This is a genomic window from Picosynechococcus sp. NKBG15041c (genome assembly GCF_055380235.1).
Map to the genome: position 1 here is coordinate 2271891 of NZ_AP040363.1, position 14562 is coordinate 2286452.

Below are 14562 nucleotides of genomic sequence, written 5' to 3' on the forward strand. Positions count from 1 at the left end.
ACCAAAGATATACTGGAACCGCTGCTAATGCGGCAGAATTGTCCCATAAATTAACGTTTGCAAAGGATATGCCCATGTTTGGCTTAGGTTGGCCGGAAGTTTTGCTAATTTTAGGGGTTGTGGTCTTGATTTTTGGCCCGAAGAAAATCCCGGAAGTGGGGGCGGCCCTCGGTAAAACGCTCCGGGGCTTTAAGGAAGAAATCGAGGCTCCAGAAGGCCAGGATGACTATAGTGACTCGGAGCGTCGTTAATTGACGTCATTGGATTGCGATCGCCTAATTTTTCCTGAACGATGATCGAAGTTGAACAGCTCAGTAAAACCTATGGCCAGACAGTGGCGATCGCCGACCTGAGTTTCCGGGTCGAGGCGGGGGAAATTGTCGGTTTTTTGGGGCCAAACGGCGCGGGGAAAACCACGACCCTCCGCATTCTAAGTGCCTATCTGCCAGCGACAGCGGGCACAGCGAAAGTTGCGGGTTATGATGTCCACGACGAATCGATGGCAGTGCGGCGTAATTTGGGTTATCTGCCAGAAAATCCGCCTCTCTATCCGAATATGACCGTGGTGGGCTTTCTGGATTTTGTCGCCCAGATTAAAGGAATTCCCCCAGGCGATCGCCCCGAAAAAATTACGGCTGCTTTGGAAAAATGTCAGTTGCAGCCCAAGGCCAATGTCCATATCCGCAAGCTATCTAAGGGCTACCGACAGCGGGTGGGCATCGCCCAGGCGATCATCCATGACCCGCCGGTGATTATCCTCGATGAACCCACCGTTGGTTTAGATCCGGCCCAGATGATCGAGGTGCGCCACCTGATCAAATCCCTTGGGGGCGATCGCACTGTTTTGCTCTCCACCCATTTATTGTCAGAGGTGAGCCTCACCTGCGACCGGGTAGTAATGATTAACCAAGGGCATCTCGTCGCTACCGATACGCCGGCTAATCTGCAACATCACTTTCTCGGTGGCCACGGTTATGACATCGAAATTGATGGCGACCGCCCCCAGCTGGAAAATGTCCTGGCACCCCTGGGAATCGTCAGTCGCATTGAACCACTCGAATCAGGCGATCGCCCCCGTTTCCGCTTAACCACCGCTGATAATCCTGATTTGGGTCGAGACATTGCCAAAACCCTCGTCAATGGTGGCATTCATCTCTATGAACTGCAACGCTTGCGGCCTAGCCTTGAGGATGTGTTCCTGGAGCTGTTAAAGGCAGAAACGGCCGCGCCCACTGAGCCCACTACAGAATTACCCAATGCTGATTCTCAATAATATTGTGGCGATCTTTCGCCGGGAACTCCAAAGCTATTTTTTCTCCCCCCTCGCCTACATTTTTGCGGCACTCCTCTGGTTATTGGGGGGGATTTTCTTTCTCACTCTCCTCATTGGCCCCCAGGGGATCATCACCTTTGTGGCGACCCAGGAACAAATGGGGGGAGAGCTACCGCCAGTCGATGTGGCCAGTGAATTTTTACGGGCCTTTTTCGGTGTTTTGGGGGTTTTGGTGCTATTTCTTTTGCCGCTGCTGTCCATGGGGCTCTATGCCGAAGAACGCAAGCAGGGCACTTTAGAGTTACTCGCTACTTCGCCGATCACCAACTGGGCGGTAGCTGTCGGTAAATTACTTGGGGTTCTGACTTTTTTTTCGGTTCTACTGCTACCGATGATTATTTGGGAACTGATTATTTTCACAGGGGCAGAGCCAGCCTTTCCCCTGGGTCTTTTACTACTGCCCCACCTAGGATTATTACTACTCGTCGCCGCAATTCTCTCCCTGGGGATGTTTATTTCGTCCCTGACAGAAAGTTCCCTGGTGGCGGCGGTGCTCACCTTTTGCCTGGTGCTGCTGTTGTGGTTGTTGGATCTGTTGGGCGATCGCCTGCCTGGTGTTTTGGGGGCTGGCCTCAAACATCTATCCCTCCTGAGGCATTACAACTATTTCCTCGCCGGCATTTTAGACAGTAGTAGTGTGGTGTTGCTGTTGAGTTATAGCGTCCTTGGGGTGGTGCTGACAGCCCAGTCGATTGAGGCGCTGCGGTGGACACGGCGTTAGTGGTTGACCCCAGGGATTCGCAAGTATAAAAGAATTACAGATAATGACGATGAAGATTTGGCAACGGTTGGCACAATATCTCCTCTGGTTTAGTTTGGCCCTAGTGGTGGCGGGGCTGGTGGTATTGGTCGCCACGGGGGAAGGGTTAGCCTATGGTTTCCTGCTGCCGGGCCTGGTGGTCATGGGTCTAAGCTTGGGTCATCTTTTTCAGCGCCAGGGCTGGTTCACGAATTTTTTGGGGAAACGATCTACTCGCATGGGGACGAATGGTTTAGTCGGGGCGATCGCCATTGTGGTGATTTTTTGCCTAACCAACTTTCTCGCGGCCCAAATGGTCGTGCGCTTAGATCTCACTGAAACCCAGCTCTATACCCTCTCTTCCCAAACCCAGGGCGTGCTGCAAAATCTTTCCCAGCCTTTAACGGTGCGAATTTTCCAGGGCACAGACGACGCTAATCTAGAACCTTTCCTTGATAATTACCAGCGCCTGAACCCCCGCCAGTTCCGCTATGCCCTCGTGGATCCCAACCAGGATATTGCCGCTGCTCGCCGCTTTAATGTCCAAAGTCAGGGGGAAGTCCATCTCGAATATGGCGATCGCACCCAGTTAGTCACTGTCCTCGCCCAGGGGGAACCCCTCAATGAGAGTCTACTGACCAATAGCATTTTGCGGATCCAAGGCGATCGCCAGCCCCATTTTTATCTACTCCAGGGCCATGGGGAACCGCCCCTCGATCAAAGTCCGGGGGGTCTTGGGCAAATGGTGCAACTCCTCGAAAGCCAGAGCTACCAAGTGAGCCCCCTGAACCTGATTCAAAACCCTGTGTTGCCTCCTGACGCCGAGGCGATCGCCCTCATTGCTCCTCAAACTTCCCTCCTGCCCGAGGAAGTGAACCTGCTGCAACAGCACCTCGAAAATCAGGGGAGCTTACTACTATCCCTTGATCCCCAAACGGATCCCGCATTAGATAACCTGCTTGATGACTGGGGTCTGAGCCTCGACCAACACCTGATTCTCGATGGCATAAACCGGGCCGAATTTTTGGGGCTGGGTCAATCCAGTTTGCTCATTACTGAATATGAGGCACACCCGATCACCGCAGCGCTCACAAACCGCATGTCCATCTATCAAGACGTCAGGCCGCTGTTGTTTGACGCATCAGAAACCATTCAAGGCACACCCATTCTGAGCAGTGATGCTGAAACTTGGGCCGAAAGCAATCCTGAAATCCCGGATCCCACCTTTGATCCGCCAGGCGATCGCCAGGGGCCAATCCCCTTCGGTTGGGCCTTAGAAAAACAAAATCCTGAAGCTACAATGGAGACAATAAGGCTTGTGGCAATCGGTAACAGCACCTTTGTCACCAATGGCTGGCTCGGACAATATCACAACAGCGATGTGTTTTTAAATACCGTTAACTGGTTGGCTAAAGTCGAGAATGCCCCCCTCGCCATTCAACCCAAAGCCGCCCAAAATCGTCGTTTAAATTTAGGCCGTTGGCAAATTATGGCGATCGCTTGGCTCGCACCGATTATTTTTCCCCTAGGGGGCGTGGGCGCCGCAATCTTCTGTCTCTGGCAACGTCGCTAGAATTTGCGCCCAATTTCAGTAAATTTTGAAAAAATAAGATTAAAACATTATTAACTTTTGGGAATGATAGTCTAAATTACAGAAAGTGCTATTATCAATTTGCATTCCCCACACACAGACCCACAGTAGAGGAAAGAATTCATCATGGCGAACGCACCTGTATCCCCAGTGGTGCTCGTAATCTTAGATGGCTGGGGCTACCGTCAAGAAACTAATGCAAATGCCATCGCGACTGCCGCAACCCCCAATGTCGATGCCTTTTTCGCTACATACCCTTCGACATTAATCCACACATCTGGAAAGAGGGTGGGATTGCCAGACGGTCAAATGGGAAATTCTGAGGTGGGTCACCTCAACCTAGGGGCAGGTCGCGTTGTCCCCCAAGAACTCGTCCGAATCTCCGATGCCATTGAAGATGGTTCCTTCCTCCGCAACGATGTGCTCGTTAAAGTCTGTCGCGAAACTCGCCAAGCTGGGAAGAAGCTCCATTTAATCGGTCTTTGCTCTGATGGGGGCGTCCATTCTCACATTAACCATCTGCTTGGTCTATTAGATCTCGCCAAAGTTAATGGCATTGCTGATGTGCATATCCATGCCATTACCGATGGCCGGGACACCAACACCACCGAAGGGATTCGCTATCTGCAACAGATCCAATCCCATATTGATAAATTCGGGGTTGGCTCCATCTCCACCATCAGTGGCCGCTACTTTGCCATGGACCGCGATCGCCGTTGGGACCGGGTCAAGCAAGCCTATGACGTGATGACCCAAAATGACGCCATTGATGAACGCTCCTTTGCAGAGATTCTCCAGGAACAATACGACCAAGGAGTCACCGACGAATTTATTCTCCCGGTACGTCTCAAAGCTGGGGCGATCGAAGCAGGTGATGGGGTGATTTTTTATAACTTCCGTCCTGACCGCTCCCGTCAATTGTCCTATGCATTTGTCGATCCAAACTTCCAGGGCTTTGAACGGGGACAAATTCCGGATCTAAATTTTGTCACCTTTACTCAGTACGATGTGAACTTACCGGTACCGGTAGCCTTTGCCCCCCAAAATTTGACAAAAATTCTTGGGGAAGTGATTGCGGATAATGGTCTAAAACAGTTCCGTACCGCTGAAACAGAAAAATATCCCCACGTCACTTATTTCTTCAATGGCGGCCTGGAAGTGGCCTTTGCAGGGGAAGACCGCGAATTGATTGCGAGCCCCCAGGTGGCCACCTATGACCAAAAGCCGGAAATGTCAGCCCAGGCAGTGACGGATGCGGCTTGCAAGGCGATCGAAAAAGGGATTTACAGCCTAGTCGTCATCAACTATGCCAACCCAGATATGGTTGGTCATACCGGCAAACTCGAAGCGGCGGTTCAGGCGATCGAAGCGGTGGATGCCTGCCTAGGCCGCTTGGTTGCCACCGTCGGTAAGATGGGAGGAACGACTCTCATCACCGCTGACCATGGTAATGCCGAATATATGGCCGATGAAAATGGCAAATCTTGGACGGCCCACACCACAAATCCGGTGCCATTTATGCTCATTGAAGGAGAACAGCGAAAAGTAGTTGGCCATGGTGCCGACGTCATGCTGCGGGAAAATGGCTGCCTGGCGGATGTGGCCCCAACTATTCTCGATATTCTCGGCATTGAGCAACCGGAAGAAATGACCGGAAAATCTTTAATCGCCCCTGCCCCTTATGCAGTCACCCATCGCCGCTAATCGGTTATCCTAAGGGATCTAGCCCTCAGCTTCTGTCTATTTAATCTTAAGTTCTATGTTGGAATCTATTTTACAAATCGTGTGGATGGTCTCAGCGGTGGGGTTAATCCTGCTGGTTCTGCTCCATAGTCCCAAAGGGGATGGTCTCGGTGGTATTGGCGGTCAAGCCCAAATGTTTACAAGCACCAAGAGTGCTGAAACAGCTCTTAACCGTGCTACCTGGATTCTTTGCATTACTTTCATGAGTTTAACGGTGATCCTGAGCGCTGGTTGGCTCACTCCTGTTGTCGGTCAGTAGAACACCTTTGCTATTGCTAATGCCACTGGTTGTTTTTTTGCGACGTCATCTCTTGGGGTGGCGTTTTTGGTTTGCTTGGATATGGGGCCTGGCGATCGCCTTCGGGATCCATTGGGGGAGCTATGGCCTCAGTCCGGAGGTCGCCGCCCAATTACCGGCACTCCGTAGCCATCCTTTACCAGAGACTTTGGCGGCATTACCGAGAACGGTCAATGCAGAAGATTACTTTGCAGAGGTGACTGCTACTCCTGCGGGCCATTTGATTTGGACTGATTTCCCGGTCAAAGTTTACCTGCCAGCCCCAGACCCCCTCGCCAGTCCCGCTGCCCAAACCCGACAACAGCAGTGGCAGCAAGCGGTTACCGCGGCGATCGCCCAATGGCAACCTTATCTTCCCTTGGTACTCACCCCAGAACCGGAAACAGCAGATATTGTAGTTCGGCGCCAAGCCCCCCCCGTTCAGAAACAGGTAGATCCAAAGACGGGAGCAAGTCGCTATTTTCTGGGTCGCAATGCCGAAACCCGCTATGAATTTTATGTGGATGCCGATCAGATTCTGCGCCACCGCATGACGATTTTTCTCAATGACCACCAAGGGGCGATCGCCACCGAAAACACCGCCCGCCACGAACTGGGCCATGCCCTTGGTATCTGGGGTCACAGCCCAAATTCTGAAGATGCCCTGTTTGCAAGTCAATTGGGTGCAGCCTCGCGGATCACCACCACCGACATCAATACACTCCGAAAAATTTACCAACAACCCACCCGCTTGGGGTGGCCAATGCCAGACTTTAAACAATAGTAAATGCTCCGATCCCCACTTCCCAAAAGCAAGTCAATCTGCCTTTTTTATAAAGTATTGTGAACTAAATTACCGACTTTACAGGGGGGAGATTTCTATCCTATAGTTAAAAATCAGATCAAACTTTGAGGCAATCTACATGGTAAAGAAAAAACGTAAGACCACTGGCAAAAGTGCTGTCACTCTGTCCCTTACGTCCCAAGCCATTGATCGCCTCGCAGAAATGGCCCAGAAATCTGGCTTTTCTCGGTCAGCTTTTGTGGAGAATCTCATGGCAGGCGCTGTGGCGATCGCCGCTCCAGAAGCAGAAAAAAACCTTTGTGTTACCGTCACCCAAAAAGCAGATGATGAGCCCCAAGTGCAAGTCAGTCTTGCTGAAAATACTGCATTAAGCTCTGCCCCGGCAGTATTTTCGGATTCTGTGGATAGCGCTACATTAACAGAAAAAATCACTGCCCAAGAGAAAATAATTGCAGATTTAGAAGCTAAATTAGTCGCCGCCAATGCCCCTCGTCAGGAAACTGTTGTCCCGGCAAAATCTACAGGTTTGACAACAGCTCAAACGACAAAAATCACTGCCCTTGAAACACAATTAAAAGAACAAGAAGCTCAACTTAAAAAATCCACTCGAGCAATGCAAGAGATGCAGCAAAAATTGGACCGAGTTGCCCTAGAAAAAGCTGCATTACAACAGGAAATTGACAAAAAAGATCAGATTCTTGCCCAGACAAAAATCGATCAAGCTGCTTTAACAAAAGGCATCGAAGCTGAAAAAGCAATGGTAGCGCAATTGCAACAACAGTCCAATGCCAACGCTGCGGCAAAAGTAACTGAGGCAGAACTTCAAGAAACCATTACCGCCCTGCGCCAAGAAAAAGAACAGCTCCAAGGACAGTTTCAGGAGGCAACTCAGGCCCAAGCTTCCCTAGGACGAAAAGTTACCCAATTGGAAGAAGCTCTCAAAGCCGCCCAAGCGGATCGAACCCAGGCTTTGGCCAGTCTCCAACAAGCTTATAGCGATTTAAAACAGCAATATAAAACCCAAGGCGATCGCCTCCGTATTTTAGAATCTAAAGCTCATCAAACAACAGCCGTTACCAGCGTGGGGGAATTTTACCTTAACCGTTGGCGTAAATATTAAATCAAAATTATCCTTGAATGACTTGAAAATGACGATGGTCGATTCGTAACTATCGGCATTTTCAAGTCATCATTAAACCTAGTGGCCAATACCGACATAGCGGAAGCCGAGACTTTCTAAAACCGCGCGATTAAGGAAATTACGCCCATCAATGATGAGGCGCTGTTGGAGGCGATCGCCCAATTGACCATAGTCAAGACTGAGAAATTCTTGCCAATCAGTTACTAAAACGAGCGCATCGCAGGTATCTGCCAGCATTTCTGGGCTGTCTTCAATGATTACCCCTGAAAGACCATGACTAATGGCATTTTGAGAAACAATTGGGTCATAGGCTTTTACCCTGGCTCCTAAACGATTCAGCTCAGCGACCAGTTTTAAAGAAGGGGCATCGCGCATATCATCGGTATTTGGCTTAAAGGTCAAACCCAACAGACCAATGGTTTTACCCTTGAGGATTTTCAGTTCCTGCTGCAGCTTTTCGACAACAATTAGTTTTTGGCGATTATTCACAGCCACTGCGGCCTCTAGAAGTTGGGCTTGGTAGCCATAATCTTCTGCAGTGTGAATGAGTGCTGCCACATCCTTCGGAAAACAGGAGCCCCCCCAACCGAGACCTGCTTGGAGGAATTTATTACCAATGCGACTGTCGAGGCCGATGCCCTGGGCCACCTGAATCACATCTGCCCCTACGCGATCGCACACATTGGCCACTTCATTGATAAAACTGATTTTTGTTGCAAGGAAGGCATTTGCCGCATATTTAATCATTTCAGCAGAATTTAAGTCTGTTTCTACCACCGGAATCGGCTTTGGATGACTTGGTTCACTAAATTCTCCCTGAATGAGGGGAGCATAGAGCTCTTTCATCAGGGCGATCGCCTTGGGGTTACTGCTGCCGAGGACGATGCGATCCGGGTTGAAGGTATCGAAGATTGCCGACCCTTCCCGGAGGAATTCCGGGTTACTGACCACATCAAATTGGACAGTGTGCCCATTTTCTTTCTGTTTAACCCCATCGAGAACCAGCATCCGCACCCAATCCCCCGACCCAATGGGCACCGTGGACTTGTTCACAATTACCTTGTAGCTATCGACGGGTAGATGCTCACCAATGCCCTTGGCCACAGCTTCCACATAGCGGGTATCACTTTCCCCTGTGGGTAAAGCTGGCGTCCCGACGGCAATAAACAAAATTTCTCCGTGGCTGACTCCAAAACCGAGATCTGTACTAAATTGCAAACGACCCGATGCCATACCCTGTTGCATCAGTTCAGCTAAGCCGGGCTCATAAATGGGCGATCGCCCTGCCTGCATTAACTTGACTTTCTGTTCATTGTTATCAATGCAAATCACCTCATGGCCTGCGTGGGCTAGACAAACCCCCGTCACGAGGCCCACATAACCCGTTCCAATGACACAAACCTTCATCATAATTTTTTGATCCTAATATTCTTAAAACGATTTACGCTGTGAAATAATTGCGAAAATAGGTGATTGTTTTCGCTAATCCCTCTTGAAGAGGCACTGTTGGCTGCCAATTTAGATAAGTTTTGGCCCGAGTAATATCCGGTTGTCGTTGATGCGGATCATCCAGGGGCAGCGGCTCAAAACCCAGTTCAGCATCAGGATTAACCATGTTTTGAATCGTTTGGGCTAACTCCAAAATGGTGTACTCATCAGGATTGCCTAAATTGACGGGCCCAATAAAGTCTTGGTTCATCAGACGAATTAATCCTTCAACTAAATCGCTCACATAGCAGAAACTGCGAGTTTGAGAACCATCTCCATAGACCGTCAGTGGTTTTCCTTGCAACGCCTGAACAATAAAGTTACTGACCACGCGCCCATCATTAGGCAGCATATTGGGACCATAGGTGTTGAAAATACGAGCAACACGAATATCGACCCCATTGGAACGATGATAATCAAAGGCAAGTGTCTCTGCGATCCGCTTCCCCTCGTCGTAACAGGATCTGACTCCAATGGGATTGACGTTACCATGATAAGTCTCTGGTTGAGGATGGATATCCGGATCGCCATACACTTCAGAAGTGGAAGCCAGTAAAATTCTTGCTTTGACTCGTTTTGCCAACCCCAACATGTTCAAAGTGCCGATCACGTTGGTTTTGACGGTTTTAATGGCATTGAATTGGTAATGGACGGGCGAAGCGGGACAAGCGAGATGATAAACCTGGTCTATTTCGAGGCGAATTGGTTCAGTAATGTCATGGCGCACCATCTCAAAATAGGGATTGCCAATCCACTTAAGGAGATTCTGCTTGCGGCCTGTATAAAAGTTATCGAGGCAGATCACTTCATGGCCCTCGGCCATCAGGCGATCAACGAGGTGGGAGCCAATAAATCCTGCACCACCAGTTACTAGAATTCTCATGGGGCGTTTTTAGCACCGTAAATGCTCAGATGGTCTTTCTAACGGTAGCGACAGATCGAGTCTCTGTCTAGCCATCGAGTTCCCCTTCGAGGATTGTGGCGATCGCCTGCTGGGTATTTTCTTTGAATTCGCGGATATTCACCTGATTGAGAATAAATATGGCGCTAAACATGCCGATCGCCTGGAGTACAAATACGCTGCTGTAGGCCAGGAGCGGCGTTTGAAAGATGGCCCGACCAATATCGAGAACCACACCGCCCATCAAGGTGGCGATCGCTCGGGACATCGCCTGAGCCAAGGCCCAAGTGCCGATAAAAGTCCCCGCAGTTTCCGCAGCAGTCAGATCGAGCATCAAACTAATGGCGCCGATGGTGCCGATCCCCGTGGCCATGCCGAAAAGGATGAGAGCGTATTGGAGGATTTTTGGCTGCTGGGTAAAGCCTGCCAGGATAATTAAAAAGAAACAGGCCGCCGTCAACAGACAACCAAAGCGGGCCGTATTCTTTTTACCGATGCGGGGCACCACAAGAAAGCCCGTGACACTATAACCCACCAAGACCCCCATTCCCCAGTAGGAATTCAGCAGGGTACTTTCGCCGATGGACATACCGAACACCTCACCGCCATAGGGTTCTAGTACCGCTTCCTGCATAAATAAGCTGATCGTAAAGGTGACAAGAAAGCCGAAAAAAATAGCCGTTTGTCGGCTGCTGGCCACCACCTTGAGAGAATCGCGGAAGGTGATTTGGTCTTCGCGATTGCTGGGGGCGTTACGCTGATTAAAACGAGAATATTTACGTTCAACGCCGAGGGTCCCCAGTAACCCAAGCCCAAAGGCGATCGCCGGCACAATGAGAAATAAGGAATTGATTGGCCCGATCAGCGTTTCAACGGGGGTATTGAGGAGTTTTTCTCCCTGGGAAATGATCGCCCCCGCATTCGCCCCTAAGATCACCCCGGCCTGTTGCACACGATCGAGAAAAATACTACCGCTGATACCCCCAATAACTACACCAAACAGGAGCATCGACCAAACCACCGCGACAATTTTGGAACGGCTATCTTCCTCGGAAATGTCGACCAGCAGCGCTGTAAATGGGGTCGAGGTAGAGCTTAAGGCTAGACCATAAAAGCCGAGCACGGCCCCCAGGGCGATCGCCCACAGTAGCGTCTCCCCCGACCAGGCCCAGCCGCCATTGGCTCGCACGGCGATCGCCAACTGCCAGACGATTTGCACCGCTAGAAAAATCGCTGCTCCAAATAATACGGTGCCAATCCAGACATAACCGCTGCGGTGGAGATTAAAAATCTTTTTGCTGTCCGAGAGCTGTCCAAACCAGACCCGCGCTGGGGCCATAAACTGCGGTATGGCCAGGGCCCCCGCCGTTACGGTGGCCGGAATACTCAATTCGCTGATCATCACCCGGTTCAGTACGGCCAGGGTCAACACAGACATTAAGCCAAGACCCAAGTTAAACAACCCCAGGCGGAACATTGTAAAGGGGCCGACCGTGGGGAAATTAGCTTGGGCAGTGGAGGTGACTTCAGAGGTGGTCATGGGGCGATCGCCTTCAGGCTTTTAGCGGACAAAAAATCACCTCCATTCTAGAATGCATCGGCCTCGAATGCCCCGGCGAGATAATCGATCAGACTCAATTCAGGAGCACCATTGACGCCTTTGCCGCAGGTGATCAGAGCCACATCAAAGCGACAACCGTAATTTTCATACTGGGGAAATTGAGCTAAAAAATGCAAGGCAGCCTGGATGATTTTACGCTGCTTACTAGGGGTGATCGCCAAAAGCCCTTGGTGATCTAGGCTGCCCGATTTTCTCGTTTTTACTTCCACAAAGGCCAACAGTTGAGAAGCAGGATCCAAGGCCACTAAATCCAACTCTCCCCAGCGACAATGCCAACGGCGGGCGATAATCTGCCAACCCTGGGTCTCTAGGTGTTGCTGCACAAACAGTTCTCCCTGTTCTCCCAGGGCCAGGGCCGCTAATTTTTTTGCTGCTGGATCAGCCATTGATTTTCTCTACATGCCGCCGGATTCCGAATAGCCCTGGAGGTTTTCGGGGTTTTGTTCTTGAAGTAGACGAGTCACAAGGTCGCGGTATTTATTCAGCTCGTATTTGTAGATCACTAAATATTTACCGGCATTAAGACGATTGCGGTAGGGCAAAGCATCGCCACCACCGACGGCTAAACCAATGGTTGTGCCCACAAAATAACTCCCCATCGCCCCGCCGATCGCCCCAGCGAAGCCGCCGACGATGTGATTCCCTGGTGTCCCCGCCCAGGCAAAGGTATCGAGCCCCGTGATGTAGTCAAAGACAAAACCCCCAAAAAAACCGAAGGGAATCAGCCAGGTAGCCATCAGTTTTGCCTGTTTACGGGCCTGCTTGGAGGGGTCGATAAAGCCAAATTCATCGGCGGTTTGGTAGCCTTTGCCGACAATGGCGAGACTTTTGGTGGGGACTTGGGCTTTTTCTAATTGGGTGAAGGCTTCTTCGGCGGTGATTCGGTCAGGAAATACGGCGATCAGGTAGTTCATAGACAGTCAAAAACAATGGGGTTACTTGAGTTTGATTGTAGGCGATCGCCTCCGGCCAGATAAAAGAATCAGGCAGTTTCGAGGCAGGTTTTCAAGGCGATCGCCAACTGGTCAATTTCTGCTGAGGTGGTGAAATAGTGGGTACAGGCACGGATACAGTCAGGGAAACGGATCGTCCGCAAACAAAAACCTTGGCCTTCTAGTTGTTTAACAATTTCGGCGTGACTCTGGGGGGCGTCTACCCGAAATGAGACTAAACCGGACGCGGGGGGCGCAGTTTTAAGACATTGCACCTGGGCGATCGCGTTCAGTTTTTCCCAAGCATAGGCGCTGATTTCGCAAATTTGTCGGTAGCGCTCGGCCGTTGTGCCCCATTGCTGATGAAAACCCATGGATGCGGTTAAACCAACGTAGAGGGGATAGGCGGAGGTGGCCACTTCATAGCGGCGGCCATCTGGCGCCAGAGTTACCTCTGTCGTGGAGGGCCATTGGGTCACGCCGCGCCAACCGATAAAAGTCGGTCGATGTTGGGCGATCGCCCCTGGGGAAATATAGAGTCCTCCCACTCCGGCGGGGCCGCACCACCACTTATGGCCGGTGAAAGCATAGAAATCAACACCGAGATCTGGCAAATCGAGGGGCAATACTCCAAAAGACTGGGCCGCATCTACCAGCACTTGAACATTCCCTTGGTGGCAGTGGGCGCAAATCTCCTTTAGAGGAAGCACTTGACCCGTATTCCAAAACAGATGGCTGATCACCAGCAGGCGGGTCTGGGGGGTTAACTGTTGGGCGATCGCCGCCACCGGATCCCCTGCATTCAAGGTGTCCAACAGGGGACAGATGCGAATTTTTACAGCAAAACGAGCCGCAATTTCCTGGACAATGCCCACAATCCCTGGGTGTTCACAGTCCCCCAATAAAATTTCGTCGCCGGCCTGCCAATCGATGCCCCAGAGGGCGATATTACAGCCAGCGGTAACATTTTCGGTGAGGACAATATTTTCTGGTTGAGCATTTAACTCAGTGGCGATCGCCTGACGCAGATCCCGAATCACCTCATTTTCCCATTGGCCCATGGCGAGGGAAAACGGCCCCTGCATTTCGCCCTGCTGATAACTGTCGAGAATGGCGCTGAGGCTGGCTTGGGGCAGTGGCCCTTGGCCGCCATAGTTAAAGTAGTTTTTGTGGGCGAGGGCGGGGAACTGTTGACGGTGGGCGTGCAGGTCAGCCATAAATTTTTTCTAAAAAATGAAATTTTTCAATGATGGGGGCAACGGGCGAAAAATCGAGTCACATCTGGGGAGAAAACTGCTTGGTTTTGGGATCATAGCGCCAGGGAATATTGTCAGGGTCTTTCACCTTACTCCATTCGGCAAAATTCGCTTTTTTCCGCCGTTTATTGAGGGTGCTGGGGTGAACCGAAAAACGTTTAGCCAGTTCCGTCTGAATCATCGGTGGCGGTGGTTCTACCGATGGCATTTGCGCTGTTGTTTGGGTCTGGGCGGTGACGGGTTTTTGCTCTGGGTCACTACCGTTAAACATACTGCCAAGGGCGCCACTAGTGAGGAAATAATAAACGACACCTTGCTCATAATTCAGGGTTTGAGCACCATATTTCTTCACCTGGTGATTGAGAAACCAGCGCACATCCTGACCAGCTAGCCCCGTTGCTGTGGTTAGATCGGCAACGGTGATCTTCCCCTGGTTCGCTTCGATGAGGCGACGAAAACTGGGGGTGAGGGTGTGATTGAGCTGCTGCCAACGGTACTGTTGCCACAGAAACCAAGCGACACAAAAGGCGATCACCACAACGCAGACTGTCCAAACGCTAATGAACACGGTCATCAACAGTGCACAGGGTAAAATCAGGATCAAGGGGCTTTTTGCGTCTTTCTCCATCGGTTTTGTGGGGGGAAGGATCTACTGAGTATTGTATTCATGGTGAGCGTCCTTGATGAATATCAAAGTGCTTTTTGACCGGGGGAGCAATTTTTTGCGCCCTGTTT

The 14562-nt window shown here is 50.8% G+C and carries 15 protein-coding genes; 8 read left to right on the forward strand and 7 right to left on the reverse strand.

Annotation, left to right across the window (positions count from 1 at the left end; genetic code table 11):
• Positions 1 to 74: 74 nt before the first annotated feature.
• From tatA to ACZ45B_RS10960, 8 genes are all read left to right on the forward strand, one after another.
• Positions 75 to 251, forward strand: coding sequence for a twin-arginine translocase TatA/TatE family subunit (gene tatA / locus ACZ45B_RS10925; protein ID WP_024545039.1), 177 nt, complete (start codon positions 75 to 77; stop codon positions 249 to 251).
• 41 nt (positions 252 to 292) lie between these two features.
• Entirely contained in the window at positions 293 to 1273 is a 981-nt protein-coding gene (locus ACZ45B_RS10930; RefSeq protein WP_024545040.1) for an ABC transporter ATP-binding protein, read from the forward strand.
• Positions 1260 to 2054: an ABC transporter permease gene (locus ACZ45B_RS10935; RefSeq protein ID WP_315862119.1), complete on the forward strand. Its 795-nt coding sequence runs from the start codon at positions 1260 to 1262 to the stop codon at positions 2052 to 2054. The genes ACZ45B_RS10930 and ACZ45B_RS10935 overlap by 14 nt, the downstream gene beginning before the upstream one ends.
• A gap of 43 nt (positions 2055 to 2097) precedes the next feature.
• A complete protein-coding gene (locus tag ACZ45B_RS10940; protein ID WP_051352887.1) occupies positions 2098 to 3645 on the forward strand; it encodes a GldG family protein in 1548 nt (515 codons plus the stop codon).
• Between the two features lie 144 nt (positions 3646 to 3789).
• On the forward strand, positions 3790 to 5367 hold the full coding sequence (gene gpmI, locus ACZ45B_RS10945; protein WP_024545043.1) for a 2,3-bisphosphoglycerate-independent phosphoglycerate mutase: 1578 nt from the start codon (positions 3790 to 3792) through the stop codon (positions 5365 to 5367).
• Positions 5368 to 5422: 55 nt separating this feature from the next.
• A complete protein-coding gene (gene secG, locus ACZ45B_RS10950) occupies positions 5423 to 5665 on the forward strand; it encodes a preprotein translocase subunit SecG (RefSeq protein WP_012307832.1) in 243 nt (80 codons plus the stop codon).
• Between the two features lie 19 nt (positions 5666 to 5684).
• The gene (locus ACZ45B_RS10955; RefSeq protein WP_024545044.1) at positions 5685 to 6467 is read left to right on the forward strand and encodes a matrixin family metalloprotease; all 783 of its coding nucleotides are present in this window, start codon (positions 5685 to 5687) and stop codon (positions 6465 to 6467) included.
• Positions 6468 to 6606: 139 nt separating this feature from the next.
• Positions 6607 to 7608, forward strand: a complete 1002-nt coding sequence (locus ACZ45B_RS10960; protein WP_024545045.1) for a hypothetical protein — start codon at positions 6607 to 6609, stop codon at positions 7606 to 7608.
• A 78-nt stretch (positions 7609 to 7686) separates the two neighbouring features.
• On the opposite strand, the gene ACZ45B_RS10965 is transcribed toward ACZ45B_RS10960, so the two are convergent.
• The 7 genes from ACZ45B_RS10965 to ACZ45B_RS10995 all read right to left on the reverse strand — a co-directional run bounded on the left by ACZ45B_RS10965 (position 7687) and on the right by ACZ45B_RS10995 (position 14455).
• Positions 7687 to 9036 carry a UDP-glucose dehydrogenase family protein gene (locus ACZ45B_RS10965; protein ID WP_024545046.1) on the reverse strand — a complete coding sequence of 450 codons (1350 nt, stop codon included), beginning with the start codon at positions 9034 to 9036 and terminating at the stop codon, positions 7687 to 7689.
• 34 nt (positions 9037 to 9070) lie between these two features.
• Positions 9071 to 10000, reverse strand: coding sequence for a UDP-glucuronic acid decarboxylase family protein (locus ACZ45B_RS10970; RefSeq protein ID WP_024545047.1), 930 nt, complete (start codon positions 9998 to 10000; stop codon positions 9071 to 9073).
• Positions 10001 to 10067: 67 nt separating this feature from the next.
• Positions 10068 to 11558, reverse strand: coding sequence for a BCD family MFS transporter (locus ACZ45B_RS10975; RefSeq protein WP_024545048.1), 1491 nt, complete (start codon positions 11556 to 11558; stop codon positions 10068 to 10070).
• 47 nt (positions 11559 to 11605) lie between these two features.
• On the reverse strand, positions 11606 to 12025 hold the full coding sequence (locus ACZ45B_RS10980) for a YraN family protein (protein WP_024545049.1): 420 nt from the start codon (positions 12023 to 12025) through the stop codon (positions 11606 to 11608).
• 9 nt (positions 12026 to 12034) lie between these two features.
• Positions 12035 to 12553, reverse strand: coding sequence for a hypothetical protein (locus tag ACZ45B_RS10985; RefSeq protein WP_024545050.1), 519 nt, complete (start codon positions 12551 to 12553; stop codon positions 12035 to 12037).
• Between the two features lie 68 nt (positions 12554 to 12621).
• On the reverse strand, positions 12622 to 13788 hold the full coding sequence (locus ACZ45B_RS10990; RefSeq protein ID WP_024545051.1) for an aminotransferase class V-fold PLP-dependent enzyme: 1167 nt from the start codon (positions 13786 to 13788) through the stop codon (positions 12622 to 12624).
• A gap of 58 nt (positions 13789 to 13846) precedes the next feature.
• On the reverse strand, positions 13847 to 14455 hold the full coding sequence (locus ACZ45B_RS10995) for a hypothetical protein (RefSeq protein WP_024545052.1): 609 nt from the start codon (positions 14453 to 14455) through the stop codon (positions 13847 to 13849).
• Positions 14456 to 14562: the final 107 nt, after the last annotated feature.

What these genes read in the sequence shown, in the direction of transcription:
- tatA (WP_024545039.1), top strand. Translation starts at nt 75, where the DNA reads ATGTTTGGCTTAGGTTGGCCGGAAGTTTTGCTAATTTTAGGGGTTGTG.
- ACZ45B_RS10930 (WP_024545040.1), top strand. Translation starts at nt 293, where the DNA reads ATGATCGAAGTTGAACAGCTCAGTAAAACCTATGGCCAGACAGTGGCG.
- ACZ45B_RS10940 (WP_051352887.1), top strand. Translation starts at nt 2,098, where the DNA reads ATGACGATGAAGATTTGGCAACGGTTGGCACAATATCTCCTCTGGTTT.
- gpmI (WP_024545043.1), top strand. Translation starts at nt 3,790, where the DNA reads ATGGCGAACGCACCTGTATCCCCAGTGGTGCTCGTAATCTTAGATGGC.
- secG (WP_012307832.1), top strand. Translation starts at nt 5,423, where the DNA reads ATGTTGGAATCTATTTTACAAATCGTGTGGATGGTCTCAGCGGTGGGG.
- ACZ45B_RS10955 (WP_024545044.1), top strand. Translation starts at nt 5,685, where the DNA reads ATGCCACTGGTTGTTTTTTTGCGACGTCATCTCTTGGGGTGGCGTTTT.
- ACZ45B_RS10960 (WP_024545045.1), top strand. Translation starts at nt 6,607, where the DNA reads ATGGTAAAGAAAAAACGTAAGACCACTGGCAAAAGTGCTGTCACTCTG.
- ACZ45B_RS10965 (WP_024545046.1), bottom strand. Translation starts at nt 9,036, where the DNA reads ATGAAGGTTTGTGTCATTGGAACGGGTTATGTGGGCCTCGTGACGGGG.
- ACZ45B_RS10970 (WP_024545047.1), bottom strand. Translation starts at nt 10,000, where the DNA reads ATGAGAATTCTAGTAACTGGTGGTGCAGGATTTATTGGCTCCCACCTC.
- ACZ45B_RS10975 (WP_024545048.1), bottom strand. Translation starts at nt 11,558, where the DNA reads ATGACCACCTCTGAAGTCACCTCCACTGCCCAAGCTAATTTCCCCACG.
- ACZ45B_RS10980 (WP_024545049.1), bottom strand. Translation starts at nt 12,025, where the DNA reads ATGGCTGATCCAGCAGCAAAAAAATTAGCGGCCCTGGCCCTGGGAGAA.
- ACZ45B_RS10985 (WP_024545050.1), bottom strand. Translation starts at nt 12,553, where the DNA reads ATGAACTACCTGATCGCCGTATTTCCTGACCGAATCACCGCCGAAGAA.
- ACZ45B_RS10990 (WP_024545051.1), bottom strand. Translation starts at nt 13,788, where the DNA reads ATGGCTGACCTGCACGCCCACCGTCAACAGTTCCCCGCCCTCGCCCAC.
- ACZ45B_RS10995 (WP_024545052.1), bottom strand. Translation starts at nt 14,455, where the DNA reads ATGGAGAAAGACGCAAAAAGCCCCTTGATCCTGATTTTACCCTGTGCA.